A 25,970-nucleotide genomic window follows, 5' to 3' on the forward strand; every position below is an offset into this window, starting at 1 on the left:
CCTCCCCTCCACCTGAAGGAGCCCCCGTGTCCGCAACCCCCCTGCTGGAACTACGCGGGATCGACAAGAGCTTCGGTCCCGTCCAGGTCCTGCGCGACGTCGCCTTCACCGCCCACCCGGGCGAGGTGACCGCGCTGGTCGGCGACAACGGCGCCGGCAAGTCGACCCTCGTCAAGTGCATCAGCGGCATCCACCCCACCGACGCCGGCGAGTTCCGCTTCGACGGCCGACCGGTGACCATCAACAGCCCCCGCGACGCCGCCGCGCTCGGCATCGAGGTCGTCTACCAGGACCTCGCGCTCTGCGACAACCTCGACATCGTGCAGAACATGTTCCTCGGCCGGGAGAAGCGCAGCGGCATCGTGCTCGACGAGCCGACCATGGAGCAGATGGCCGCCGACACCCTCGCCGGGCTCAGCGTACGGACCGTGAAGTCGCTGCGGCAGCACGTCTCCAGCCTCTCCGGCGGCCAGCGCCAGACCGTCGCGATCGCCAAGGCCGTGCTCTGGAACAGCAAGCTCGTCATCCTCGACGAGCCGACCGCCGCGCTGGGCGTCGCGCAGACCGCCCAGGTGCTCGAACTGGTCCGCCGGCTCGCCGACAACGGCCTCGCCGTGGTGCTCATCTCGCACAACATGAACGACGTCTTCGCCGTCTCCGACCGGATCGCCGCGCTCTACCTCGGCCAGATGGTCGCCCAGGTGAAGACCACCGACATCACCCACTCGCAGGTGGTCGAGCTGATCACCGCCGGTCGCTCCGGCGGGCTCGGGCTCGCCGCCGAGCCGACCAACGGCGGCAACGGGAACGGCGCAGGGCGGGCCGGCAGCAACTCAGGAGGCGTCCGATGACCACCACCGTCGTGCACAAGGACGGCCCGGCGGCCGTCACACCGCCGGCCACCCTCGCCAGCCACGTCCGCAACTACGTCGGTCGGGTCCGTGGCGGCGACATCGGGGCGCTGCCCGCCGTACTCGGCCTGGTCGTGCTCTGCACGGTCTTCTCGATCATGCAGCCGACGTTCCTCAGCGCCGGCAACTTCGCCAACCTGTTCACCCAGGGCGCCGCGGTCACGCTGATCGCCATGGGGCTGGTCTTCGTCCTGCTGCTCGGCGAGATCGACCTCTCCGCCGGCTTCGCCAGCGGCGTCTGCGCCGCCATCCTCGCCAACGTGGTCACCGTGCTCGGCTACCCGTGGTACGTGGCCGTGATCGCCGCGATCGTCACCGGCGTGGCGATCGGCACCACCCTCGGCTTCCTCGTCGCGAAGATCGGCATCCCGTCGTTCGTGGTGACCCTCGCCGGGTTCCTCGCCTTCCAGGGCATCGTGCTGATGCTGATGGAGGAGGGCGCCAACATCTCGGTGCGCGACGAGGTGCTGGTGGCCATCGCCAACCGCAACCTCCCGCCCGTCCTGGGCTGGCTGCTGGCCGCGGTGGCGGTCGCCGGCTACGCGGCCGTGCAACTGCTCCGGCACCGTACGCGGGTCGCCCGGGGTCTGGTCACCGACCCGATCGCGGTGGTCTTCGCCCGCATCGGCGGGCTGGCGCTCGTCCTCGGCGTCGCGGTCTTCATCCTCAACCTGGAGCGCAGCCGCAACGTCGTGATCAGCTCGCTCAAGGGCGTGCCGATCGTGGTGCCGATCATCGCGGTGCTGCTGGTCTTCTGGACCTTCGTGCTCCAGCGCACCAGCTACGGCCGGCACGTCTACGCGGTGGGCGGCAACAAGGAGGCGGCGCGCCGCGCCGGCATCAACGTGGACCGCATCCGCATCTCGGTCTTCGTGATCTGCTCCTCGATGGCGGCCGTCGGCGGCATCGTCGCCGCCAGCCGGGCCAACTCGGTGGACCCCAACACAGGCGGCAGTGATGTACTGCTCTACGCGGTCGGCGCGGCCGTCATCGGAGGCACCAGCCTCTTCGGCGGCAAGGGCCGGGTGCTGGACGCCGTCCTCGGTGGCGCGGTCGTCGCGGTCATCGACAACGGGATGGGCCTGATGGGATACAGCTCGGGGGTGAAGTACGTGGTCACCGGCGTGGTGCTGCTGCTCGCCGCGAGCGTGGACGCGTTCTCCCGCCGGCGTTCCACCGCCACCGGCAACCGCTGACCGCGCGGCACCGGAAGTGACGACGGCGATGCGCGCAGGACCGAGCCAGGACGAGATCCGCCGGCAGAACCTGGGCGCGTTGCTGCGGTACGTGCACGTGCACGGGGCCACCACCCGTGCCGAGCTCACCACCACGCTGGGGCTCAACCGCAGCACCATCGGCGCGCTGACCGCCGACCTGGCCGGCGCCGGGCTGGTCAGCGAGGGGACGCCGAAGGAGACCGGTCGGGCCGGGCGACCGTCGCTGGTCGTCCGGCCCGAGTCGGACCGGGTGCACGCGTACGCGTACAGCATCGAGGTGGACCGGCTGCGCGCCGCGCGGATCGGTCTCGGCGGCGCGGTGCTCGACCGCCGGGAGCTGGACCGCCCCCGGGGTCTGACCGCCGCGGAGGCCGCCCCGCTGCTGGCCGGGGCGGTCAAGGACATGCAGCAGAGCGCGCCGGCGGACGCCGTCTGCGTCGGCGCGGGCGTCGCGGTCTGCGGCATGGTCCGCCGCGACGACGGGCTGGTCCGGCTGGGCCCGACCACCGGATGGGTGGACGAGCCGATCGGCGCGGCGCTCGGCGCCGAGCTGGGCTGCGACGTGCCGGTCACGGTCGGCAACGTGGCCGACGTGGCGGCCTTCGCCGAGCACGCCCGGGGCGCGGCGGCCGGCTGCGACAACGTCATCTACCTGTACGGGGACGTGGGCGTCGGCGCCGGCATCATCGCCGGTGGGCGGCGGCTGACCGGGCACGGCGGCTACGGCGGCGAGGTCGGCCACATGGTGGTCGTCCGCGACGGCGCGCCCTGCGAGTGCGGCTCCCGGGGCTGCTGGGAGACCGAGATCGGCGAGCACGCGCTGCTGCGCGCGGCCGGCCGCTCCGACGCGCGGGGCCGCGACGCGCTGCTGGCCGTCTTCGACGCCGCCGACCGGGGCGACCTGCGGGCGCAGACGGCGGTACGCCAGGCCGGCGACTGGCTCGGCTTCGGGGTCGCCAACCTGGTGAACATCTTCAACCCGGAGATGGTCATCTTCGGCGGCGGCATGCGGGACCTCTACCTCGCGGCGGCGGCCCAGGTCCGCAGCCGGCTCAACTCGATGGCCCTGCCCGCCTGCCTGGAGCACGTCCGGCTGCGCACCCCGAAGCTCGGGGACGACGCGGCGCTGATCGGCGCCGCCGAACTGGCCTTCGAACGCCTGCTGGCGGACCCCCTCGACGTCGGCTGACCGGCCCCGCCCCGCCCGCCCCGCCACCTGCCCCGTCCCGTGCGGTGCCGTCCCACCTGCCCCGTGCCGTGCCGTGCCGTGCCGTGCCGTGCCGTGCCGTGCCGTGCCGTGCCGTGCCGTGCCGTGCCGACGAATGGTGGACGGGTGCCGGAGCCGGTGGGCCGGTCCGGTGAACCGATCGGTCGGTCCGTCCGTACCAGTGCGCGGACGGGCGAAGGCGGAGGCGTCGCCCGGCCCGGACTCGTTTCGGACCGGACCGAGGAGACAGCACGGACATGACACCGCTCAGATCCGCCCGTCGCCGACAGGGACACCGCAGCAGTCGCCTGGCGGCGCTGCTCGTCACGATCGTCGCCGGGCTCGGGGTGCTGCCCGGCGTGGCCGTCGCCGCGCCGGGCGGTCAACAGCTCAACGCGGCCGACGCCGCCCTGCTCAACGGGGTACGCCTGGCCGGTCTCTGGGAGATGCCGGCCGGGCAGCTGGCCGCCGACAAGGGGCAGAGCGCGAAGGTGCGCGAGATCGGCGCCGGCATCGCCACCGAGCACGAGGAACTGGACCGGCTCACGGTCGAGGCGGCCAACAAGCTCGGAGCGAGCATCCCGAGCGACCCGACGGCCGAGCAGAAGGGCTGGCTGACGGAGATGCAGAACGCCTCCGGCGCCCGCTTCGACCAGATCTTCGTCACCCGGCTCCGGGTCGCCCACGGCAAGATCTTCCCGGTCATCGGGGCGGTCCGCGCCAGCACCCGCGACCCGGTGATCCGCAAGCTCGCCGACGACGCCAACCGGTTCGTCCTGCACCACATGCAGATGCTGGAGAGCACCGGGCTGGTGCGCTGGCCGGAACTGCCGCCGGCCGCCCTGCCCGCCCCCGGCGACGACGGCCTGCTCGCCGCCGCCTCCGCCAACTCCGGCCCGCCGATCGGGGTCAGCAGCACGGTGGTCTGGCTGGTCTTCCTCGCCGCGCTCGGCACGGGAGGCGTCGCCACGTACCGCATCCTGCGCCGCGCCTGACCACGGCGGTCCTCCCGGCGGCCACGGGCCGGGAGGCCGTCGAACCGCAGGGAATCCTGCCGCTGGCGGCCTGGCGGCCTGGCGGTGCGGCGGCCTGGCGGTGGGCGGCCTGGCGATGTGGCGGCCTGGCGGCTGGGCGGTGTGGCGGCTGGGCGGTGTGGCTGCCTGGCTGCTCGTGGCCCTGCTTTCACGGCCCTGCCGTCCGCAGCCGCCCACCGTCGTTACTTTCGGTAATCGTCAGGGGTGTCACGCCGTCGCCACCGGGCACCCGCCTCGGTCCCTTTGCTCTGCAGCCATCCACGCACCAGCTACGGACGGTGGCTGGTGCGTCGGCGGCTGCAGAGCAAAGGGGGCGTGAGGGCATTCGGCCGGCTCGGCGATCGCGAGAAGAAACCGCTGGTCAGCCTGGCTAAGCGCTGAAACGAGGCCGCTCACGCTTGGAAGCCAGGCAAATTCGACTACCGTGCGTGACATTAGCGGCCCTCCGCAAGCATCGTCACGATGAGTTACCGGCGACGGGATCCGCTCAGCGGTCGGCTGCGTGCCGGCACGACGGCGCGGCCCGCGGGCCCACACGCCCGGCACGCCCGCGCGCCCCGCACACCCGGCAGGCCCGCGCGCCCGGCCCGCACGCACGCCCGGCCCGCCCGCACGCACGGCCACGGCTACTCGTTGACCTCCGGGCCCAGCAGGCGAATCTCCTCGATGTCGAGGACGGCCTGCAGCTCCCGCAGGACGATGTCGTCGATCTCGTTCGTGTCCCGCAGCCTGGTGATCTCGCGCCGCTTGTGTTCGAGCACGGCCAGCCGCAGTCGCCGGTCGAGGTCCCGGGCCTGCTCCGCCGACCGGCTCTCCTCGTCGGTGGAGCGGACGTCGTCGAGGTGCTGCTCGTAGTCCGCCCGGATCCGGTCGACCGCGGCCGGCGCCGCGCCGAGCCGGTCCGCGACCTCGGGCAGCACCGCCAGCGCGGCCTCGGTGGCCCGCATCCGGGCCAGCCGCAGCTCGCCGACCCGCCGGGTGTCGCCGACCAGACCCGCCCACCCGACGACGGCGGGCAGCGTGGTGCCCTGGATCAGCATCGTCAGCAGGATGACCACGGCGGTGGTGAAGATGATCAGATCACGCTCGTGCACACGGGTGCCGGCGGGCGTGGTCACCGGCACCGCGAGGGCGGCCGCGAGGGAGACCGCGCCCCGGAACCCCGCCCACCCGGCCGCCGTGCGCACCCGCCAGTCGACCCGCTCGTCCTGCTCCGCCGCCCGGCGATCGACGACGAGAAAGGCGAACGCCGCCAGGTGGACCCACAACATCCGGGTCAGCACGACCACGCCTGTCACCACCACCGCGATGACCAGCGCCCGCATCACCGACAGGCTGGTCACGTCGCGCAGGGCGCGCGGGATCTGCATCCCCAGGAGCACGAAGAGTCCGCCGTTGATCAGGAACGTGGCGAGGTCCCAGAAGCCGTACGCCAGCACCCGGGAGCGGGCCCGGATGACCCGGGGGGCGGCGTACGCCAGCACGAGGCCCGCGACCACCACCGCCAGGACGCCACTGGCGTGCACGAGCTCGGCGAGGAGGAACGCGACGAACGGCGTGAGGACGCTCAGCGCGCCCTCGCGCAGCGGGTCGTCGAGCCGCCGCCGGAGCAGGATCACCGCCCAGCCGACCAGCAGGCCGGCGGCGATGCCACCGGTCGACGCAAGGACGAACCGCTCGGTCAGCCCGAGCAACCCCGGCTCGGTGCCGCCCACGATCAGGCCCAACCCGACGGAGAAGAGCACCAGCGCGGTGCCGTCGTTGATCAGGCTCTCCGCGTGCAGGGTGGTCAGGATCCGGCGTGGCATCCGCTTGGCCAGGCCGGCGACCGCCGCCGCGTCGGTCGGCGCGAGCACCGCGCCGAGCACCCAGGCGGCGGCCGGGTCCACGCCGAACCGCTGCACGACGAGCGACACCGCGACCATCGTCGCCACCACCAGCCCCACCGCGAGCAACGCGATCGCGAGCAGGTTCGTGCGGATCTCGCGCAGGCTGGTGGTGATGCTCTCCTTGTAGAGGATCGCCGGCAGGAACAGCAGCAGCACCACGTCGGGCTCCAGCACCACGTGGGACAGCGGCGGCAGGAGCGCGAGCAGCGCGCCCATCGTGATGAGCAGGACGGGGGGCGCCACGCTGTACCGTCCGCCGAGGGTCGTGCCTACCAGCACCGTGACGCCCAGCACCACGATCAGTTCGAGACCGCCCACGTCGCACCCCCGTCACCGGCCGACGGCACGGTGACGGGTACGCGCCGGTCGCCTGCCGCTCCACCATCGTGGTACGGCGGTCCGGCGCGGCACCCACGAACCCGGAAACAGACAACATGCCCGCCGGTGTCGACGGCGGCGGCCTCGGGCACGGCACGCCGCGCGGCGCGTCAGGGGCCGGTGCCGTGCCAGGAGCGCCAGAGGGCCGCGTAGGAGCCGTCGGCCGCGACCAGTTCGTCGTGCGAGCCGATCTCGGCGATCCGGCCGTCCTCCACCACCGCCACCCGGTCGGCGTCGTGCGCCGAGAAGAGGCGGTGCGCGATGGCCACGACCGTACGGCCCTGGAGGACGGCCGCGAGGGACCGCTCCAGGTGCCGGGCGGCGCGGGGGTCGATCAGCGAGGTGGCCTCGTCCAGCACCAGGGTGTGCGGGTCGGCCAGCACCAGCCTCGCCAGCGCCAACTGCTGCGCCTGCGCGGGCGACAGCGGGTGCCCGCCGGCGCCGACCACGGTGTCCAGCCCGTCCGGCAGCCCGTCGGCCCACTCCAACGCGTCGACGGCGGTCAGCGCCGACCTCACGGCCATCTCGTCGGCGCCCGGTCGCACCATCGCCACGTTCTCCCGCAGCGTGCCGATGAAGACGTGGTGCTCCTGGGTGACCAGGGCGACGTGCGTACGCAGCTCGGACAGGGGCAGCTCGTCGAGTCGCCGGCCGGCCACCGTGACCGAGCCGGTACGGGGCGCGTGCACCCCGGCGAGCAGCCGGCCGAGCGTGGACTTGCCGGCGCCCGAGGGGCCCACCATGGCCAGCTTCTCTCCCGGCTCCGGCAGCAGGGTCACCCCGTGCAGCACGTCCCGGCCCTCCCGGTACGCGTACCGGACGTCCCTGGCGGCGAGCCGCCGCTCCCCCGGTGGCGGAGGATCGGGCGGGCCCGCAGAGCCCGCGGCGGGCCGGGTCGGGGAGCCGGCCGGCGGGTCGGCGTCGGCCACCCCGAGCAGGCGCGCCATGGAGGCGCCGCCGACCTGCAACTCGTCCAGCCAGGAGAGCAGCCGGTCGACCGGGTCGATCAACGCCTGCACGTAGAGCGTGGCGGCGGTGACCTCGCCGAGGCTCACCCAGCCCTTCAGGTGGAACCAGCCGCCGATGATCAACGTGGCCACCACCGGCAGCACGTAGCCGATCTCGGCGATCGGGAAGAACACCGTGCGCAGCCGCAGGGTGTAGCGCTCGGCCGCGTACGACCGGCGGATGTCGGCGTCGGTGCGGGCCCGGCGGCGCGCCTGCTGCCGCAGCGCCTCCGTGGTCCGCGAACCCTCGACGGTCTCGCTGATGCCGTCGGTGATGTCGGAGTAGGCGGCGTTCTCCCGCAGGTAGCCGGCAGGCGCGCGGCGCAGGTACCAGCGGGTGCCCGCCCACAGCAGCGGCACCGCGAGCAGGCAGGGCAGCGCGAACAGCGGGTCGACGAGGAGCAGCGCGCCGACGATGAAGCAGCCGGTGACGATCGCGATCAGCGTCTCCGGCACCGCGAACCGGACCGTCCGCGACAGCGCGGAGACGTCCCGGGACGTCCGGGTGAGCAGGTCGCCCGTGCCGGCCCGCTCCACGGTGGCCAGCGGCAGCGCCAGGATCCGGTCGACGAACTCCTCGCGCAGCTCGGCCAGCACCCGCTCGCCGAGCCGGGCCGACGCCAGGTGGGCGAAGCGGACCAGCACCGACTGCACCAGCACGAACCCGGCGATCAGCAGGGCGATCCGGTCCACGGTGACGCCGGACGTGCCGCGGGAGATCCCCTCGACCAGGTCGCCGAGCAGCCACGGCGCGACCAGGCCGGCGGCGGCGGCCAGCGCGTGCAGGCCGAGCGCGGCTCCGAGCGCCCTCGGATGCCGGCGGGCCAGCGTGCGGGCGTAGCGGCGCACCTGGCGCCCGTCGGCGACCGGCAGAGCGGTGGCCATCAGTCCTCCCCCCGGCTGACCGTCGCCCGGTAGCGCGGCTCGCCGTCGAGCAGTGCGGTGTGCGACCCCTCGGCCACCACCTTGCCGTCCTCCACGAAGATCACGTGGTCGGCGCGGTGCAGCACGAGCGGGCTGGTGGTGCAGACCAGGGTGGTCCGGCCCGCCCGGGCGGCGCCGAGCCGGTCCGCGATGCGGGCCTCGGTGTGCGCGTCCACGGCGCTGGTCGGCTCCACCAGCAGCAGGATCTCCGGGTCGGCGACCAGCGCCCGGGCCAGCCGCAGCCGCTGCTGCTGGCCGCCGGAGAACTCCCGGCCGCGCTCGGCGACCGCGCTGTCCAGCCCCGCCGGCAGGGCCTCGACGATGTCGGTGGCGCTCGCCGCCGTCAGCGCCGCTTCGAGCGTCGCGTCGTCGGCCCGGTCGCGCGGGTCCAGCTCCGCGCGGAGCGGGCCGGTGAACAGGTGCGCGTCGTTGTCGGCCACCAGGATCCGCTCCCGCACCGTCGCCAGCGCCACCTCCCGCAGCGGTACGCCGTGCAGCGTCGCGTCCGAGTCGACGTACCGGCCGAGGCGGTCCACGACCGCCGCCGCGTCCTCGGGGGCGGTGGCGGCGAGCGCGGTGAACCGGCCCGGCCGTACCGTCACGCCGGAGGCCACGTCGACCAGCTCGCCGGGGCCGTCCGGCAGGGCGGTCGGGCGGGCCGGGTCGAGCAGTTCCGGGGTGAGCCGCAGCAGCCGCACCACCCGCCGGGCGGCGACGTGCCCCCGGGTCAGCTTGTCCACCGCCTCGGTGAGCTGCCGCAGCGGGCTGACCAGGAACGCCGTGTAGCCGTAGAACGCCACCAGCTCACCGGCGCTGATCTCGCCGCGCAGCGCGAACCGGGCGCCCAGCCAGGTGACCAGCACCAGGAACGCCCCCGGGAGCAGCACCTGGGCCGCCTCCAGCAGCGACTCGACGCGGGCCACCCGCAGGCCGTCGGCGCGCAGCGCCTGCGACCGCGACCGGTAGCGGGCGGAGAGCACCGGCTCGCCGCCGACGCCGCGCAGCACCCGCAGCCCGGAGACGATGTCGCCGGCCCGGGCGGTCAGCGCCCCCTCCGAGTCCCGGTACGCCTGCTGCTGCCGGTGCAGCGGCCGGATGAGCAGCCCGACGACCGCCATCAGCAGCGGCACCCCGAGCACCACGACCAGTCCGAGCGGTACGGAGGCGCCGAGCAGGAGCACCCCGACGGTCACGATCGCCACGATCGCGCCGGTGCCCCGGGCGGTGATGTCGATGGCCGCACCGATCTGGCTGATGTCGGCCGTACCGATGCTCACCACCTCGCCGGCGGACACCCGCCGGGGCAGCGCGGCGCCGAGCCGGTTCGCCGCGCCCACGGTCAACTGCACCGTCCGGTACGCCCCGGCGAGGAAGTTGTGCACCGCGCAGTAGTGCCGCAGGATCCCCGCGGCCGCCTGGAACACGCCCAGCCCGAGCAGCACCAGCCCCCAGGTGAGCAGCGCCTCCTCGTCCCGGCGGGTGAGCCCGTCGACGGCCCGGCCGACGGCCGCCGGCACCAGCGCCTGGGCGACCATCCAGACGACGCCCAGCAGGATGCCGACGGTGAGCAGCGCCTTGTGCCGCCCGGCCAGCCACACGAGGTAGCGGGTCGCCGAGCGGATGTCGGGTACGCCGGGGTCACCGGCCGGTGAGAAGCGCATGGCCCACCGACGCTAGGTGGCGGGCCGGTCACCCCGCCAACCAATTACCGCCTCGGCGTGCCGTGGCTCACGTGTCCTCCGCCCTCGGCCGGCCGGCCCGGGCTCAGCGGTCGACCTGCGTGAAGTCCCAGGAGTGCGGCGGGCGGGCCAGCAGCGTCGCCGGGGGCTCCGGCAGCGGACGCGGGTTGCTGCGCCACTTGGAGATGACCACCACCCGGTGGTCGGTGGAGGAGAACACCTCGCTGGACAGGTGCATCGGGTCGTGCTCGAACTCGGGCAGCGCGGTGTCGCACACCCAGGTGATCAGGTCCGCGGCGCCGTACGGCTCCGCCCGCGCCTCCCACATCCGCACGATCACGTCAGCCATCCTCGGGGTTCAGACGCTGACTGTCGTCAGCGGCATGGCGGAGTCGGCGGGCAGGTCCAGCCGGCTCGGCGCGACACCCGAGGCGACCAGGTGCGAGCCGAGGGCGGCGACCATCGCGCCGTTGTCCGTACAGAGCCCGGGTCGGGGCACCCGGACCCTGATGCCGTACGCGGCGGCGCGGTCCTCGGCCATCACCCGCAGCCGGGAGTTGGCCGCCACGCCCCCGCCGATCACCAGCGTCTCGACGCCGGTGGACCGGCAGGCGTCCAGCGCCTTGCGTACCAGCACGTCGCAGACCGCCTCCTGGAAGGACGCGGCCACGTCGGCGACGGGCACCGGCTCACCGGCGCGCTGCCGCGCCTCGACCCACCGGGCCACCGCCGTCTTCAGTCCGGAGAAGGAGAAGTCGTAGCGGTGGGCGGCGAGGTCCTTGGGGGCGGTCAGGCCGCGCGGGAAGCCGATGGCCGCCGGGTCGCCGGCCCGGGCCTCCCGGTCGATGTACGGGCCGCCGGGGAACGGCAGCCCGAGCAGCCGGGCCACCTTGTCGAACGCCTCGCCGGCCGCGTCGTCGATGGTGGCGCCGAGCGGGGTGACGCCCCGGGCCAGGTCGTCGACGAGCAGCAGGGAGGAGTGCCCGCCGGAGACCAGCAGGGCGATCGCCGGCTCGGGCAGCGGGCCGTGTTCCAGGGTGTCCACGGCGACGTGCGCGGCGAGGTGGTTGACGCCGTAGACCGGCTTCTCGGCGGCGAGCGCGTAGCCCTTCGCGGCGGCCACCCCCACCAGCAGCGCGCCGGCCAGTCCCGGGCCGGAGGTGACCGCGATCGCGTCGATGTCGGCGAGGGTCACCCCCGCCTCCTTCAACGCCCGGTCCATGGTCGGCACGATGGCCTCCAGGTGGGCCCGGCTGGCCACCTCGGGCACCACGCCGCCGAAGCGGGCGTGCTGCTCGACGCTGGAGGCGAGCGCGTCGGCCAGCAGGGTGTGCCCGCGTACGATGCCGACCCCGGTCTCGTCGCAGGAGGTCTCGATGCCGAGGATCAGGGGCTCGTCACTCATCGCTCACATCCTGCGTGCGCTGCATGACCAGCGCGTCGGTGTTGCTCGGTTGGTAGTAGCCGCGCCGTACGCCGATCGGCTCGAAGCCGTACGTCGCGTAGAGCTTCTGGGCGGGGGCGTTGTCCGCCGCGACCTCCAGCAGGACGCTGCGGACGCCGAGCCGGGCGGCCTCGGCGAGCAGCGCCTCCAGCAGGAGCCGGCCGACGCCGCGCCGCTGGGCGTCCCGGCGCACCGCGACGTTCTGCACCCACGCCTCGTCGGGCGGGGCCACGGCGAGCCCGGCGTAGCCGAGCAGGTCGCCGTCGTCGCCGGTGGCGACCAGGTAGAAGTGCCCGTTGGCCAGCTCGTTCCAGAACATCGCCGCCGACCACTGCTCGGCGCCGAACAGGTCCGCCTCGATCGGCAGCACCTCGTCGACGTGCCACCACCGCAACCGCCCCAGCCGCACGCTCACGGCAACACCTCGGCTCGCGACTGCGGGGCTCGCAAACCCGGCTCACTCCTCGCGCTCACGGCGCCACCTCGGCTCGCGACTGCGGGGCTCGCAAACCCGGCTCACTCCTCGCGCTCACGGCAGCACCGGCTTGCGGGCCGTCGCCGCCACGGCGTCCGGGCGGCGCAGGTAGAGCGGGGTGAGCGCCTCCGAGGGGACGCCGGCCCGGATGCGCTCGGCGGCCAGGGTCGCCAGCACGGCCGCGTCCGGGTAGCGGGGCTCGTCCCGCACGGGCAGGCCCAGCGCGTCCGCGTACCGGTGCGCGCCGTCGCCGACCGCGGCAGTGACGGCCAGACCGCGGGCGCGCCCGGCGGCGACCGCCGGCGCGGACACCTCCGGGCCGACGATCCGCTGGCCCGCGCCGTCGTAGACCGCCCAGTAGATCTCCCGGCGGCGCGCGTCGCTCGCCGCCAGCACCGGCTCGCCGGCGGCCGCCGGGTGACCGATGGCGTCCAGCGAGCAGACACCGTACGTCGGGACGCCCAGCACCTGGCCGATGGTGGCGGCGGTGACCAGCCCCACCCGCAGCCCGGTGAACGGGCCGGGGCCGAGCCCGGCGACGATCGCGCCCAGGTCGGCCGGGCGGGCGCCCGCCTCGGTGAGCACGGCGTCGACCTGCGGCGCGAGCAGTTCACCGTGGGCGCGGGCGTCGACCGTGCAGCGGTGCGCGCGGGTCGCGACACCGTCCGCCGCGACCTCCACCAGCGCCGCGGTCACCGCGGGGGTCGAGCTGTCCACCACCAGTACGAGCACGGTGAGCCAGCCTAGTCGCCCCCGCGGTCACCCCCGGTCACGCCCCGGCCGGGTGGGATGAGCAGCGAGGCCGACGGCGCGGGCGGCGGGCCGGGAACCGGGGACCGGTGGCACGGGCGACGGGACCGGCGGGCGGGACGAACGGCCGGGGTCAACTCGGGGTGCGGAACTTGCGCAGGAAGGCCGGCAGCAGCCAGGGGCGCCGCCCGCTGACGCGCACCTTGCCGGTGAGCACCGCCCGGGCGCGGCTGACCCGGCCGAACATCATCAGGTTGAGTGTGCCGGGGTCGTGGTCGATCCGGGCGTCCGCCCGTGCTCCGGGATCGGCGAACGTCATCCGCCCCCGGTGCAGCAGGAGCCGGACCGGGGCCGCGTACGCCGAGCGGAACTCGACCACGACGGGGCGTTCGCTCGGCGGCGCGCCGCCGTCGATGAGCCGCCCGTAGCCGTGCCGGACCACGCCGGCCACGAACAGCTCCATGAACAGCGCGGCGTCCCGGCCGGGGAGCGACCACGGCCGCCCGGCGACGCGGGCGACGTCGTGACCGTGGATGAGCAGCTCGTTGACCAGGTGCGCGCAGAGGCCGGCGAGGGGCACCCGGGCCCCGCCGAGCCAGGGCACCGTCTCGTCGGGGCGCTGCCCCTCGCAGACGGCCAGGAGCCGCCCGACGTCGGCCCGCAACCGGTCGGCCAGGGCCTGCGGCTCGCGCTCGGTGAGGTGCCGCAGCAGCACGTCGTTGAAGTCCGCCACCGTGTCGACGGTGACGTCCGGGAGCTGCCGGTGCAGACCCGGCACCGGCAGGGGCGGGTGGTCCGGGTCCACGAGGCACGCGTAGTACCACGCCAGGGAGCCCACGTGGGCCAGCGTGTCGGCCACCGACCAGTGGGCGGTGGCCATGGCCTCGGGTGGGGTGGCGCGGACCAGGTCGAGGAAGCGGTCGGTCTGCTCCGCCAGCGCCGTCCGCGCCACCCGCCACCGCTGTTCGCTGACCGTCGCCGCCATCGCCGCCTCCCGGCTCGCGTCGCTGCTCGGCGAGGTCGACACGCCACGGCGTACGCGCCGACCGACCGCTCGCAGCACAGGCTACAACGGACGGTCACCGCGCGGTGACCGCGAAAGTGCGCAGCTGTCAGCCGGCGGAGCGCTCCCAGTCGACCGTGGGCAGGCCGGCGTCGGCGAGCGCCTTGTTGGCCGCGCTGAACGGGCGGCTGCCCAGGAAGCCGCGCGGGTTCATCGGGCTGGGGTGCCCGGCCTCCAGCACCACGTGCCGCGGGTTGGTCACCAGGGCCGCCTTCTTGCGCGCGTAGCCGCCCCAGAGCAGGAAGACCACCCGCGAGTCCATCGCGTCGAGCGCCCGGATGGTGGCGTCGGTGAACTCCTCCCAGCCCCGGTTGGCGTGCGAGCCGGGCGTCGCCTCGCGGACGGTGAGCACGGCGTTGAGCAGCAGCACGCCCTGCGCCGCCCAGCCGCTCAGGTTGCCGCCGCGCGGCTTCGGCACGCCGAGGTCCTCGCCCAGTTCCTTGAAGACGTTGCGCAGCGACGGCGGCACGCTCACGCCCTCCCGCACGCTGAAGCTGAGCCCGTGGGCCTGCCCCGCCTTGTGGTAGGGATCCTGCCCGAGGATCAGCACCCGGCAGTCGGCCGGCGCGCAGAGCCGGTAGGCCGAGAAGAGGTCCTCGACCGGCGGGAAGACGGTGCGGGTCGCGTACTCGCCCGCGACGAACTCGGCCAGCGCGGCGGTGCGGGCCGGGTCGAGGTGCGGGGTGAGCACGGCACGCCAGTCCTCCGGCAGCAGCGCCGGCAGGTCCAGGGTGGGGGCGTCGTCGGGCATCGGCAACCTTTCGCCTGTCGGGTCCGTCCCGCGCACTCTAGGCAGCCGGTACGACAGCGCTCACCCGAGGGCGGTCAGGCGCTGCGCCCAGTCGCCGCCGACCGGTTCCAGCTCGACCACCCGGGTGTCGTCGTCGCGCCGGTCGACGCGTACCCGCAGGTGGGCGTCGACGAGCTGCTCGACCAGGCCCTCGCCCCACTCCACCACGGTCACCGACTCGTCCACCGAGGCGTCCAGGTCGAGGTCGTCGATCTCGGCGCGCGGGTCGGCGGCGTCCCCCAGCCGGTACGCGTCGGCGTGCACCAGCGCCACCGTGCCGCCCCGGGCCGGGTCGGGCCGGTGCACCCGGGCGATCACGAAGGTGGGCGAGGTGACGTCCCCGAGCACCCCGAGCCCGGCCCCGAGGCCCCGGGTCAGCGCGGTCTTGCCGGCGCCGAGCGGCCCGGTCAGCAGCAGCAGGTCGCCGGCGCGCAGCAGCCCGGCCAGCCGCCGCCCGAACTCGTGGGTGTCGTCGACGGTCGGCAGCTTCACGACGTGGCTCACAACGCCTCCAGGAACCGGACCAGCGCCTCGTTGACCTCGTCGGCGTGCTCCAGCATCACCACGTGCCCGCTGTCGGAGATCTTGACGAACTCGGCGTGCGGCAGTCGCCGGACGATCTCCTCGGAGTGCGTCACGGGGGTGATCATGTCCTTGTCGCCGACGACCACCAGCACGGGGGTGTCCGCCAGCGCGGCGAGCGCCGGGAACCGGGAGTGCGTGGCCAGCGTCCGCAGGTAGCGCGTCACCGTGTCGGCGGAGGTGCGGGAGTTCATCGTCTCGACGTACGACACCAGGGCCGGGCTGGGCTGGCGGGTGCCGAAGCCGTACTTGCGGGTGAGCAGCCAGGCCATGTTGGTGGTGGACCTGCGCGCCCGGTCGATCACCGGCCCGCCGTAGCGGGTGACGTTGCCGACCATGTGCAGCACCGGCGCGCCGACCCGGCCGAGCAGGGCGGGCGCGACCAGCTTGGTCTCGGCGATCAGGCCGCCCGAGGTGGCCATCAGCACGGTGCCCACGACCCGGTCGCCGAACAGCTCCGGAAACAGCTCGGCGAACGCCATGATGGTCATTCCGCCCATCGAGTGGCCGACCAGCACCAGCGGCCCCTCCGGGGCGGTCCGGTCGATCACCTCGCGCAGCGTCCGGCCGAGCGCGGTCAGGTCGTACTCGCCGGTCTCCAGCCGCCCCGACCGGCCGTGCCCGGGCTGGTCGTAGGCGACGATCCGGTGCTCGCCCCGCTCGGCGAGCAGCTCGCGCTGGAAGTGGAAGGTGCCCATGTCCAGGCAGAAGCCGTGCACCAGCACCACGGTCGGGTTGCCGGGCACGGGCCGGGTCGGCTCCACCACCTCGACGTGGATGTCGGTGCCGTCGGGCATCTCCAGCCGGAACGAATCGTCGTACCGCTGCTCGCCGAAGACCTCCCCGGCGTACCGGTCGGTGGGGTCGGCCTTGAGCTTGCGGACCAGGGCGCGTTCGGTGGCGACGCCGGCCGCGAGCCCGGCGGCGGCGACCCCGACGGCGGCCAACGCGCCGATGGCCGCCTTGGCGTGTCCGGTACGCGGCAGCGGGATGCGGGAACGGGTCGTCACGGGCGCTCGCCGTCGTAGACGCGGGGCACCCGGGTGCTGCCGAACCGCGTGACGATCTCGTAGTTGATGGTGCCGACCGCCTCGGCCCAGTCGTCGGCGGTGGGCCCGCCGTCGGCGCCGCTGCCGAAGAGGGTGACCTCGTCGCCGGCGGCCACCGGGTCGTCGCCGCAGTCGAGCACGAACTGGTCCATGCAGACCCGGCCCGAGATCGTCCGGCGCTTGCCGCCGAGCTGCACCGGGCCGCTGTTCGAGGCGTGCCGGGGCACCCCGTCGGCGTAGCCGAGCGGCACCACCGCGAGGTTCGCCGCCCGCTCGGTGGTGTAGGTGTGCCCGTACGAGACGCCGGAACCGGCGGGGACGCGCTTGGTCAGCATCACCCGGGCGCGGGCGGTCATCGCCGGGCGCAGCCCGTAGCGCTCGCCGGCCACCGGGGAGAGGCCGTACACGGCCAGCCCGGGCCGGACCAGGTCGAAGTGGGTGTCGGGCCGGGTCAGGGTGGCCGCCGAGTTGGCCAGGTGCCGGTAGCGCGGCCGAAGGCCGGCCTGTTCGGCCATGCCGATCCCCTCGTGGAAGACGGCGATCTGACGGTCGATGGTCGGGTGGCCGGGCGAGTCCGCGTACACGAAGTGGCTCCACACCCCGACCACCTCGACCAGGCCGTCGGCCTGCGCCTTGGCGGCGGCATCGAGCAGGGCCGGCCAGTCGGCGACGGTCGCGCCGCCCCGGGCCAGCCCGGTGTCGATCTTGAGGTGCAGCCGGGCCGGCCGACCGGCGGCGCGGCCCGCCGCGACCATCTCGTCGAGCTGGGGCAGGCTGGCGACGCCGAGGTCGACCCCGGCGGCGACGCCCTCGTGCAGCGGCAGCCCGGGCGCGAGGAGCCAGGCCAGCACCGGCGCGGTGATCCCGGCCCGGCGCAGCGTGAGCGCCTCGTCCAGCGTGCAGACCCCCAGCCAGTCGGCTCCGGCGTCGAGGGCGGCGCGGGCGGCCGGGACCATGCCGTGGCCGTAGCCGTCGCCCTTCACCACCGCCATCAGCTCGGCGGCGGTGCCGGACCTCAGCCGGCTCACGTTCTCGCGGATCGCGTCCAGGTCCACGCGTACCTCGGCCTGCCACATGCCCCCAGCCTACTTTCCACGCCGATCTCCCCGGCCGAGGCCGGCGCAGCCGGCAGGAGCCACCGCCGGCGCGGCCGGTGCCGCCGGCGCGGCCGGGTCAGCCGAGGCGGGCGAGGACCGGGCGGAGGGCGTCGGCCACGTCGGGCGCCGTCACCGGCCCGCCCCGGGCCGCCTCCCGGCCGGCCAGCCCGTGCAGGTACGCGGCGGCGGCCGCCGCCCGCTCCGGGGGCAGCCCGGCCGCGAGCAGCGAGCCGAGCAGCCCGGCCAGCACGTCGCCGGTGCCGCCGGTGGCCAGCGCCGGGGTGCCGGTCGGGTTGACGTACGCCCGGCCGTCCGGCGTGCCGATCACCGTGCGGTCGCCCTTGAGCAGCACCACCGCGTTCATCCAGGCGGCCAGCCGCAGGGTGGCGGCCACCCGGTCGGCACCCGGCTCCTCCCCGCAGAGCCGGGTGAACTCGCGGTCGTGCGGGGTGACCACGATCGGGGCGTCCCGCGTGCGCAGCCGGCCGGCGAGCGAGCCGTCGACCAGCAGCGTCAGCGCGTCGGCGTCGAGCACCACCGGCACGGGGGCGGCGAGCACCGCCCGCAGCTCCGCGGCCGCCTCCTCGCCGGTGCCCAGGCCGGAACCGCAGACCCACGCCTGCACCCGCCCGGCGTCGGCGACCCGGCCGGTCGCGATCACCGACGGGTGCCGGCGCAGCACGTCGTCCCGGGCCGAGCCGGCGTAGCGGACCAGGCCGGTCGGGCCGGCCAGCGCCCCCGCGACGGAGAGCACGGCCGCGCCGGGGTAGGTCGCCGAGCCGGTCGCGACGCCCACCACGCCCCGGCTGTACTTCTCCGAGGCCGGGCCGAGCCGGGGCCACCAGTCGACGACGTCCGACCACTCGGTCACGCCCAACGCCGGGCTGCCCCGCAGCCACGGCTCCAGCCCGATGTCGACCAGCTCCACCTCACCGGCGAGCGCGGCGGCCGGGCCCACCACCAGGGCGGGCTTCAGCGCGCCGAACGCCACCGTCACGTCGGCCCGTACCGCGCTGGGGCGGCCCGACGCGGTCAACGGCACTCCCCCGGTGTCGACCGCGACCCCGCTGGGCACGTCCACGGCGATCACGGCGGCCGGTGCGCCGTCGCGCCCACGGTGCCGCACGAGGCTGGCGGCGAGTTGGTCGGCGGTGTCCCGCAGCCCGCCGTGCCCGCCGATCCCCACGATGCCGTCCAGCACCAGGTCGACGGTCCCCGGCGGCCGGTCGACGACCCGCCCGCCCGCGGCCCGCAGCGCGGCCAGCCCGGCCGCGTGCGCCCGGCCGGGGGCCAGCAGCAGCGCCGACACGGCGGCACCCCGCCGGGCCAGGTGCGCGCCGGCGAGGAGCGTGTCGCCGCCGTTGTCGCCCGAACCGACCAGCAGCAGCACCCGCGCGGCGTAGACGCCGCCCCGGTCGGCCAGCAGCAGCGCGCAGCGGCGGGCCAGCCCGGCCGCCGCGCGCTTCATCAGCGTCCCGGGCGGCAGCGTGGCCATCAGGCCCGCCTCCGCAGCGCGTACGTCCGCGACCCGCCACACCGATCTCATGCCACCCCGTCCCGTCCGACTCCCGGCGCGCCGCGACCCGGCACGCCCCCGATCACCGCTCCGCGACCACCATCGCCGAGGCGATCCCGCCGTCGTGCGACAACGAGAGATGCCAGCGGTTGACCCCGCGCTCGGTGGCCGCCGCCGCGACCGTGCCGGAGACGGTCAGCCAGGGCCGGCCGTCCGGGTCCGGCACGACCTCGCAGTCGTGCCAGCTCAGGCCGGCCGGGGCGCCGAGCGCCTTGGCGACCGCCTCCTTGGCCGCGAAGCGGGCGGCCAGCGACTCGGGCGAGCGCGGGTTGCCGGAGCGGGTGCACCGCTCGGCCTCCGTGAAGAGCCGGTCGGCGAGCAGCGGTGTCCGTGCCAGGGCCTTGGCGAACCGCTCGACGAGGACGACGTCGATGCCGACAGCGACGATCACCCGCTCACCCTACCGGCGCGGGCGGCCGCAGATTAGCCCTCGGCACCGCGCGCGGCAACGCCTGTGGACGACGCGGCCGTACGCGGGCGGGCCGTCGTCCACAGGCCACGCGCGGGGGTGTGGACGACGCCTAGCGTCGCGGCCGTCGATGTTTTCGCGAGGCGGGGGGCCGAGGATGACCGAGGAGCCGTTGACCGTACGACCGGACGCGCTGCGCCGGGCCGCGCGGGGGCTCGACGACGACGCGTACCGGCTGGCGCACGGGCTGGCCGGGGCGTCCGGGCTGGTGGTGCCGGCCCCGGAGTGGTCGACCGGGGCGGCGTCGGCCGGGCTGGAGTCGGCCGTGCACGCCTGGTTCGGCGGGCTCGGCGCCCGGGTGGCCCACACGGCCGGGGCGGTCCGTTCCGCCGCCGAGGCGTACGAGGCGGTGGACGACCGGGCGGCCGGCCGCCTCACCGCGCTGCCCCGGTGAACGCGCCGGCACCTTCGGCGCCGGGTCGGTCGGCCCCGGCCGGGCACGCGGCGCGCCCGGTCCCGCCGGCGCGCCCGGTCCCGCCGGCGCCCCCGGCACGCCCGACGCCTCCGACGCGCCCGGTGCACCCCGCCGACCGCGCGGCGGACGTCGGCTACCGGCAGCTGTGGGCGGCCGATCCCGACGCGTGGCGGGCGGCCGGGGTGGCCTGGCGGGGGCTGACCGGCCCGGTGGCGCGGCGGGTCGACGAGCTGGCCGCCGGCGCGGCGGTGCTGCGGTCCGGGTGGTCGGGCGGGGCCGGCGTCGCCGCCGACGCCCGGCTCGCGGCCCTGCGCACCGAGCTGACCGCCGTCTCCCCCGCCCTGATCGAGGCAGACCAGGTGCTGGCCGAGTTCGCCGGCCGGCTGGCCGCCGCCAAGGCCCGGCTCGCCGCCGCGGTGGCCCGCGCCGACGCGGCCGGACTGCTTGTCGACCGGCAGGGCCGGGTCACCGCCGACCCCGCCCGCGCACCGGCGACCACACGCTCCGGGACGGGCGCAGCCGGGCCGGGCGCGTCCGGGGCCGGCGCACCCGTGGTCCGCGCGCCCGGAGCCGGCGCGTCCGGAGCCGGCGCGTCCGGAGCCGGAGCGTCCGGAGCCGGAGCGGGCGGGGCTGGCGCACCCGGAGCCAGGGCGGGCGGAGCCGGGGCGGGCGGATCGGTCGGGGCGGGCGGCGCGGCCGGAGCCGGGGCGGGCGAGGTGAGCGCGGCGATCCGGGCGGCGCTGGAGCTGGCCGGCGCGGCCGACCGGGAGGCCGCGGGCCGGCTGGACGCGCTGGCCGACGCCGCCCGCGCGGGGTGGGCCGAGCGGCCGCCGCCCGGCCGCCCGAAGGCCGGCGCCGACCCGGCGTCGGTGCGGGCCTGGTGGGCCGGGCTCACCCCCGCGCAGCGCCGGTGGCTCGTCGCGCACGAGCCGGGGCTCCTCGGCCGCCTCGACGGGGTGCCGGTGGCCGCCCGCGACCAGGCCAACCGGCTGCTGCTCGGGGCGCGGCGGGAGGAACTGCTGGCCGCGCGGCGAAGGCTGCTGGAGCGGGTGCCGCGCGGGCCGCGCGGGCCGGTCGAGCTGGCCGGGCTGTCGCGGATCGGGAAGTCCCTGGCCGGGCTGGACGCGCTGGCCGCCCGCCTGGCGGGCGACGAGCAGCCCCGGGCATACCTGCTGGGGCTGGGCACGGGCGGCGAGGGACGGGCGGTGGTGGCGCTGGGCAACCCCGACCGGTCGGCCCGGGTGCTGACCTACGTGCCGGGGATGACCGCGGGCCTGCACGACGTGCCCGGCGAGTTGGGTCGGGCGGCCCGGGTGCTGGCCCGCTGCGCCGCCCTCGCCCCCGAGGAGGAGGCCGCCGCGGTGCTCTGGCTGGACTACGACGCCCCCGATTTCCTGCACGAGGCGGCGTGGCCGGGCCAGGCCCAGAACGCCGGCCCGGCGCTGCACCGGTTCCAGGAAGGGCTGCGGGAGACCCACGACGGGCCGCCGGGCCGGCAGACCGTGCTCGGGCACAGCTACGGCTCGCTGGTGGTCGGCACGGCCGCCCGCGATCACGGGCTGGCCGCCGACGCGCTGGTCTTCGTCGGCTCGCCCGGGGTGGGGGTCGCCCATGCGGGCGAGTTGGGCGTGCCGCCCGGGCAGGTCTGGGCGAGCACCGCGCCGGACGACGTGATCCGGTGGGCCCGGCCGCCGGACGAGCTGGCCCGCCGGTCCCTGCTGGGCGCGTCGCCGGTCGGCCCGGCGATCGGGGCGCTGCTCGGCGCGCCGGAGCGGGAGCTGTGGTTCGGGCAGGACCCGTCCCACCCGGGCTTCGGCGGGCGTACGTTCCCCAGCGGCCGGCACGGCCACACGGGCTACTGGGCGCCCGACAACCCGGCCCTCGACGGGATGGCCCGGGTGGTGCTCGGCCGCTGACCCGCGCGACGCAGCGGGCCCCGCCCACCGGCGCGGGTGGACGGGGCCCGTCGTGGGGCGGTGCGGCCTACTCGACCGTGACCGACTTCGCCAGGTTGCGGGGCTGGTCCACGTCGTGCCCCCGGGCGGCGGCGATCTCGGCCGCCAGGACCTGCAACGGCACGGTGGTGACCAGCGGCGCGAGCAGCGTCGGCGTACGCGGCACGCGGATCAGGTGGTCGGCGTAGCGGACGACCGCCTCGTCGCCCTCCTCCGCGATCACGATGGTCCGGGCGCCGCGCGCCCGTACCTCCTGGATGTTGGAGACCACCTTGTCGTGCAGCATGCCCCGGCCGACCGGGGAGGGCACGATGCAGATCACCGGGGTGCCCTTGTCGATCAGCGCGATCGGGCCGTGCTTCAGCTCGCCGGCGGCGAAGCCCTCGGCGTGCATGTACGCCAGCTCCTTGAGCTTGAGCGCGCCCTCCAGGGCCACCGGATAGCCCACGTGCCGGCCGATGAAGAGCACGGTCGGCTCGGCCTTCAGGTCGCGGGCCAGCTCGCGGACAGGCTCGATCCGCTCCAGCAGCTCGCGCAGCTTGCCCGGCATCTCCTGGAGCTGGGCGACCACGGCGGCCACCTCGTCGGCGAACTTGATGCCGCGCACCTGGGCCAGGTGCAGGCCGATCAGGTAGCAGGCGACGAGCTGGGTGAGGAACGCCTTGGTGGACGCGACGGCGATCTCCGGCCCGCCGTGGGTGTAGAGGACCGCGTCGGACTCGCGGGGGATCGTGGACCCGTTGGTGTTGCAGATGGCCAGGACGCGGGCCTTCTGCTCCTTCGCGTGCCGCAGCGCCATCAGGGTGTCCATCGTCTCGCCGGACTGCGAGATCACCACGATCAGCGTGGACCGGTCGAGGACCGGGTCGCGGTAGCGGAACTCGCTGGCCAGCTCCACCTCGCACGGGATCCGGGTCCAGTGCTCGATGGCGTACTTGGCGACCAGGCCGGAGTGGTACGCGGTGCCGCAGGCGACGATGAAGATCTTGTCGACGTCGCGCAGGTCCTGGTCGCTGAGGCGGACCTCGTCGAGCATGATCTCGCCGGAGTCGGTGAGCCGGCCGAGCAGCGTGTCGGCGATGGCCTGCGGCTGCTCCTCGATCTCCTTGAGCATGAACCAGTCGTAGCCGCCCTTCTCGGCGGCGGAGGAGTCCCAGTCGATGTGGAAGTCCTTGCCGCTGGCGGGCTGGCCGGCGAAGTCGGTGATCTCGATGGTGTCGCCGGTGATCAGGACGATCTGGTCCTGGCCGAGCTCCACCGCCTCCCGGGTGTGCTCGATGAACGCGGCCACGTCGCTGGCGAGGTAGTTCTCGCCGTCGCCCCGCCCGACGACGAGCGGCGAGTTGCGCCGGGCGCCGACCACCGCGCCGGGCACCGCGGCGTCGACGGCGAGCAGCGTGAACGCGCCCTCCAGCCGCTGGCAGACCACCCGCATGCCGGCGGCGAGCAGCTGCGGCCCGTCGGGGTGGCCGGCGGCGCGCAGGTCGGCCAGCGCGGCGGAGAGCAGGTGCGCGGCGCACTCGGTGTCGGTGTCGCTGGTGAACTGGACGCCGTCGGCCTCCAGTTCGGCGCGCAGCTTGGCGAAGTTCTCGATGATGCCGTTGTGGATCACGGCGACGCGGCCGTCGGGGGCCAGGTGCGGGTGGGCGTTGCGGTCGGTCGGGCCGCCGTGGGTGGCCCAGCGGGTGTGCCCGATGCCGGTGGTGCCGTCCCCGATGCCGATCGGGCTGGCCGCGCAGGACGTGGGATCCTCGGCGGCCCGCTCGGAGAGCACCTTCTCCAGGTTGGCCAGCTTGCCGGCCTTCTTCTCGGTCAGCAGCGCGCCGTCGCAGACGATGGCGACGCCGGCCGAGTCGTAGCCGCGGTATTCCAGCCGCCGCAGTCCGTCGAGCACGATGCCGAGCGCCGGGCGCGCGCCGGCGTAACCAACGATTCCACACATGTCCCGCAGCCTAACCTAGTTCCACTCATCGCGCGTGCGCGAAAGCCGGGTAAACGATCACCCAACTTGAGCGATCGGAGGGGAAGCGGCACTCTCCGTGACATAGCTCCGCCGGGCGACGGTGCTGCCGGCGACGGTTCCGGGCGGTCGGGGCCGCCCTCGGCAGGGGTTGAAGCCGCGCCGGGAGTCCGTAGGCTGGCGGGCGTGACGACCGCCGACGTGGATCCGCTGGTGGCCCGGATGCGCCCGTTCGGGACGACCGTCTTCGCCGAGATGTCCGCCCTCGCCGTGCGCACCGGCGCGGTCAACCTCGGTCAGGGCTTCCCCGACACCGACGGGCCGCCGGAGATGCTGGCCGCCGCCGCGGAGGCGCTGCGCACCGGGCAGAACCAGTACCCGCCGGGCCCGGGCGTCCCGGCGTTGCGCGCGGCGGTGGCGGCGCACCAGCGCCGGTTCTGGGGACTGGAGTACGACCCGGACGGCGAGATCGTGGTGACGGCGGGCGCCACCGAGGCGATCGCGGCGGCCATCCTCGGGCTCTGCGAGCCAGGCGACGAGGTCGTCTGCTTCGAGCCCTACTACGACTCGTACGCCGCCTCGGTCGCGCTGGCCGGCGCGGTCCGGCGCCCGGTCACGCTGCGTCCCGCCGCCGACGGCCGGTACGCCTTCGACCCGGCCGCCCTGCGCGCCGCGTTCGGCCCGCGCACCCGGCTGGTGCTGCTGAACTCGCCGCACAACCCGACCGGCAAGGTGTTCACCCCCGACGAGCTGGCCCTGGTCGCCGAGCTGTGCCGGGAGCACGGCGCGTACGCGGTGACCGACGAGGTGTACGAGCACCTGGTCTTCGCCGACGCGTCCACCCCGCACGTCCCGCTGGCCACTCTGCCCGGCATGCGGGAGCGGACGCTGCGCATCTCGTCGGCCGGCAAGACGTTCTCCTGCACGGGTTGGAAGGTCGGCTGGGTGAGCGGGCCGGCGGCGCTGGTCTCGGCGGTGCTGCGGGTGAAGCAGTTCCTCACCTTCGTCAACGCCGCGCCGCTCCAGCCGGCGGTCGCGGTGGCGCTGGCCCTGCCGGACGCCTACTTCGCCGACTTCCGCGACGACATGCAGGCCCGCCGCGACCAGCTCGTCGGCGGGCTCACCGACGCCGGGTTCGAGGTGCTCCCGCCGGAGGGCACCTACTTCGTCACCGCCGACGTCAGCGCGCTGGGCGGGCGGGACGGGGTGGAGTTCTGCCGGTCCCTGCCCGAGCGGTGCGGGGTGGTCGCCGTGCCGACGCAGGTCTTCTACGACGACGCCGAGGCCGGTCGGCACCTGATCCGCTTCGCCTTCTGCAAGCGACCCGAGGTGCTGACCGAGGCCGTCACCCGGCTGCGCCGGCTGTCCGCGACCTGAGCTTCCCGGCGGCCGGCCGCGCTCGACGCCGTCCGCGCCGGTCCACGCGTACCCGAACGTCAGCCGGCCGCCCGGGTCGGGCCGGTCCCCCGCTCCGGCGGCACCGCCTCGGAGCGGGGCGCCCGGAGCCGGGCGAGCGCCGCGCCGCCGTCGGCGAGCAGCACCTGCTCGGCGTCGTCGACGAAGGCCAGGTCGGCCTCGACGTGTCGACTCGCCGCCGAGAGCAGCAGGCCGACCACCGGGTCGTCGGCTCGGCGGCGCAGCCCGTCGAGGTTGCGCAGCTCCCGCATCAGGTGACCGCGCTGGTTGCCGAGCACCGTGCGCACGGTCGCCGGCTCGCCGGAGCGGGCCGCGGCGGTCACCTTGAGGAAGAAGTCGTCCCGGAACCCACCGCTGCGCGGGCTGGGCTCGCCGAGCCAACGGTCCAGCTCGGCCCGACCCTCCGGGGTGATCTCGTAGACCACCCGGTCGGGCTTGACCGGCTGGGGCTGCCGTTCGGCCACCACCAGGCCGTCGCGGGAGAGCCGGTCGAGGATCTGGTAGAGGTGCCCGATGTTGAGCGGCCCCCACTGCGGGCCGACCGCCTCCTCGAAGGCGCCCTTCAGCTCGTAGCCGTAGCTGGGGCCGCTGGCGAGCAGGGCCAGGACCGCGTGCTGTATCGCCACCGTCTACTCCGATCCGACCCGGAGGCTGACCGCCACCGGGCCTTGCATTGTCACAAT

At 75.4% G+C, this 25,970-nt stretch carries 23 protein-coding genes; 7 read left to right on the top strand and 16 right to left on the bottom strand.

Annotation, left to right across the window (positions count from 1 at the left end; all coding sequences use genetic code 11):
- Positions 1-26 precede the first annotated feature (26 nt).
- The 4 genes from OG989_RS02545 (at position 27) to OG989_RS02560 (ending at position 4,330) form a co-directional block, all read left to right on the top strand.
- Positions 27-851 carry an ATP-binding cassette domain-containing protein gene (locus OG989_RS02545; protein ID WP_327029569.1) on the top strand — a complete coding sequence of 275 codons (825 nt, stop codon included), beginning with the start codon at positions 27-29 and terminating at the stop codon, positions 849-851.
- Positions 848-2,107, top strand: a complete 1,260-nt coding sequence (locus tag OG989_RS02550; RefSeq protein WP_151456650.1) for a sugar ABC transporter permease — start codon at positions 848-850, stop codon at positions 2,105-2,107. Before OG989_RS02545 ends, OG989_RS02550 begins: the two co-directional genes overlap by 4 nt.
- 28 nt (positions 2,108-2,135) lie before the next feature.
- Positions 2,136-3,317: an ROK family protein gene (locus tag OG989_RS02555; RefSeq protein ID WP_151456649.1), complete on the top strand. Its 1,182-nt coding sequence runs from the start codon at positions 2,136-2,138 to the stop codon at positions 3,315-3,317.
- 275 nt (positions 3,318-3,592) lie between these two features.
- On the top strand, positions 3,593-4,330 hold the full coding sequence (locus tag OG989_RS02560; RefSeq protein ID WP_327029570.1) for a DUF4142 domain-containing protein: 738 nt from the start codon (positions 3,593-3,595) through the stop codon (positions 4,328-4,330).
- 665 nt (positions 4,331-4,995) lie between these two features.
- On the opposite strand, the gene OG989_RS02565 is transcribed toward OG989_RS02560, so the two are convergent.
- The 14 genes from OG989_RS02565 to OG989_RS02630 form a co-directional block, all read right to left on the bottom strand.
- Positions 4,996-6,576, bottom strand: coding sequence for a Na+/H+ antiporter (locus tag OG989_RS02565; RefSeq protein ID WP_327029571.1), 1,581 nt, complete (start codon positions 6,574-6,576; stop codon positions 4,996-4,998).
- 170 nt (positions 6,577-6,746) lie between these two features.
- Positions 6,747-8,528, bottom strand: a complete 1,782-nt coding sequence (locus OG989_RS02570) for an ABC transporter ATP-binding protein (RefSeq protein WP_327029572.1) — start codon at positions 8,526-8,528, stop codon at positions 6,747-6,749.
- A complete protein-coding gene (locus tag OG989_RS02575; protein ID WP_327029573.1) occupies positions 8,528-10,228 on the bottom strand; it encodes an ABC transporter ATP-binding protein in 1,701 nt (566 codons plus the stop codon). Before OG989_RS02575 ends, OG989_RS02570 begins: the two co-directional genes overlap by 1 nt.
- A gap of 103 nt (positions 10,229-10,331) precedes the next feature.
- Positions 10,332-10,586 carry a hypothetical protein gene (locus OG989_RS02580; protein ID WP_091627865.1) on the bottom strand — a complete coding sequence of 85 codons (255 nt, stop codon included), beginning with the start codon at positions 10,584-10,586 and terminating at the stop codon, positions 10,332-10,334.
- An 18-nt stretch (positions 10,587-10,604) separates the two neighbouring features.
- Positions 10,605-11,651 carry a tRNA (adenosine(37)-N6)-threonylcarbamoyltransferase complex transferase subunit TsaD gene (gene tsaD / locus OG989_RS02585; RefSeq protein ID WP_327029574.1) on the bottom strand — a complete coding sequence of 349 codons (1,047 nt, stop codon included), beginning with the start codon at positions 11,649-11,651 and terminating at the stop codon, positions 10,605-10,607.
- Positions 11,644-12,099, bottom strand: coding sequence for a ribosomal protein S18-alanine N-acetyltransferase (gene rimI, locus OG989_RS02590; RefSeq protein ID WP_327031099.1), 456 nt, complete (start codon positions 12,097-12,099; stop codon positions 11,644-11,646). Before rimI ends, tsaD begins: the two co-directional genes overlap by 8 nt.
- A 120-nt stretch (positions 12,100-12,219) precedes the next feature.
- The gene (gene tsaB / locus OG989_RS02595; RefSeq protein WP_327029575.1) at positions 12,220-12,897 is read right to left on the bottom strand and encodes a tRNA (adenosine(37)-N6)-threonylcarbamoyltransferase complex dimerization subunit type 1 TsaB; all 678 of its coding nucleotides are present in this window, start codon (positions 12,895-12,897) and stop codon (positions 12,220-12,222) included.
- Between the two features lie 151 nt (positions 12,898-13,048).
- A complete protein-coding gene (locus OG989_RS02600; RefSeq protein ID WP_327029576.1) occupies positions 13,049-13,978 on the bottom strand; it encodes a maleylpyruvate isomerase family mycothiol-dependent enzyme in 930 nt (309 codons plus the stop codon).
- Positions 13,979-14,027: 49 nt separating this feature from the next.
- The gene (ung, locus tag OG989_RS02605) at positions 14,028-14,729 is read right to left on the bottom strand and encodes a uracil-DNA glycosylase (RefSeq protein WP_151455727.1); all 702 of its coding nucleotides are present in this window, start codon (positions 14,727-14,729) and stop codon (positions 14,028-14,030) included.
- A gap of 60 nt (positions 14,730-14,789) precedes the next feature.
- Positions 14,790-15,272, bottom strand: a complete 483-nt coding sequence (tsaE, locus tag OG989_RS02610; RefSeq protein WP_151455726.1) for a tRNA (adenosine(37)-N6)-threonylcarbamoyltransferase complex ATPase subunit type 1 TsaE — start codon at positions 15,270-15,272, stop codon at positions 14,790-14,792.
- On the bottom strand, positions 15,269-16,360 hold the full coding sequence (locus OG989_RS02615) for an alpha/beta fold hydrolase (protein ID WP_327029577.1): 1,092 nt from the start codon (positions 16,358-16,360) through the stop codon (positions 15,269-15,271). The genes tsaE and OG989_RS02615 overlap by 4 nt, the downstream gene beginning before the upstream one ends.
- Positions 16,357-17,475: an alanine racemase gene (gene alr, locus OG989_RS02620; protein ID WP_327029578.1), complete on the bottom strand. Its 1,119-nt coding sequence runs from the start codon at positions 17,473-17,475 to the stop codon at positions 16,357-16,359. Before alr ends, OG989_RS02615 begins: the two co-directional genes overlap by 4 nt.
- 97 nt (positions 17,476-17,572) lie before the next feature.
- A complete protein-coding gene (locus tag OG989_RS02625) occupies positions 17,573-19,042 on the bottom strand; it encodes an NAD(P)H-hydrate dehydratase (RefSeq protein ID WP_151455724.1) in 1,470 nt (489 codons plus the stop codon).
- Positions 19,043-19,094: 52 nt separating this feature from the next.
- The gene (locus OG989_RS02630; RefSeq protein WP_132230942.1) at positions 19,095-19,463 is read right to left on the bottom strand and encodes a holo-ACP synthase; all 369 of its coding nucleotides are present in this window, start codon (positions 19,461-19,463) and stop codon (positions 19,095-19,097) included.
- Between the two features lie 175 nt (positions 19,464-19,638).
- On the opposite strand from OG989_RS02630, the gene OG989_RS02635 reads away from it, so the two are divergent.
- A complete protein-coding gene (locus OG989_RS02635) occupies positions 19,639-19,935 on the top strand; it encodes a type VII secretion target (RefSeq protein WP_327029579.1) in 297 nt (98 codons plus the stop codon).
- Between the two features lie 122 nt (positions 19,936-20,057).
- Positions 20,058-21,872 carry an alpha/beta hydrolase gene (locus OG989_RS02640; RefSeq protein ID WP_327029580.1) on the top strand — a complete coding sequence of 605 codons (1,815 nt, stop codon included), beginning with the start codon at positions 20,058-20,060 and terminating at the stop codon, positions 21,870-21,872.
- A 67-nt stretch (positions 21,873-21,939) separates the two neighbouring features.
- Here the strand turns inward: OG989_RS02640 and glmS are convergent, their stop codons facing one another.
- Positions 21,940-23,853, bottom strand: a complete 1,914-nt coding sequence (gene glmS, locus OG989_RS02645; RefSeq protein ID WP_151457587.1) for a glutamine--fructose-6-phosphate transaminase (isomerizing) — start codon at positions 23,851-23,853, stop codon at positions 21,940-21,942.
- Between the two features lie 204 nt (positions 23,854-24,057).
- Between glmS and OG989_RS02650 the strand changes: the two genes are divergently transcribed.
- Positions 24,058-25,248, top strand: a complete 1,191-nt coding sequence (locus OG989_RS02650) for a pyridoxal phosphate-dependent aminotransferase (RefSeq protein ID WP_327029581.1) — start codon at positions 24,058-24,060, stop codon at positions 25,246-25,248.
- A gap of 59 nt (positions 25,249-25,307) precedes the next feature.
- Here the strand turns inward: OG989_RS02650 and OG989_RS02655 are convergent, their stop codons facing one another.
- The gene (locus tag OG989_RS02655) at positions 25,308-25,913 is read right to left on the bottom strand and encodes a PadR family transcriptional regulator (protein ID WP_151454576.1); all 606 of its coding nucleotides are present in this window, start codon (positions 25,911-25,913) and stop codon (positions 25,308-25,310) included.
- Between the last annotated feature and the right edge of the window lie 57 nt (positions 25,914-25,970).

The sequence above is a fragment of the Micromonospora sp. NBC_01740 genome (assembly GCF_035920365.1).
In the GTDB taxonomy this organism is placed as follows: Bacteria; Actinomycetota; Actinomycetes; order Mycobacteriales; family Micromonosporaceae; genus Micromonospora; species Micromonospora reichwaldensis.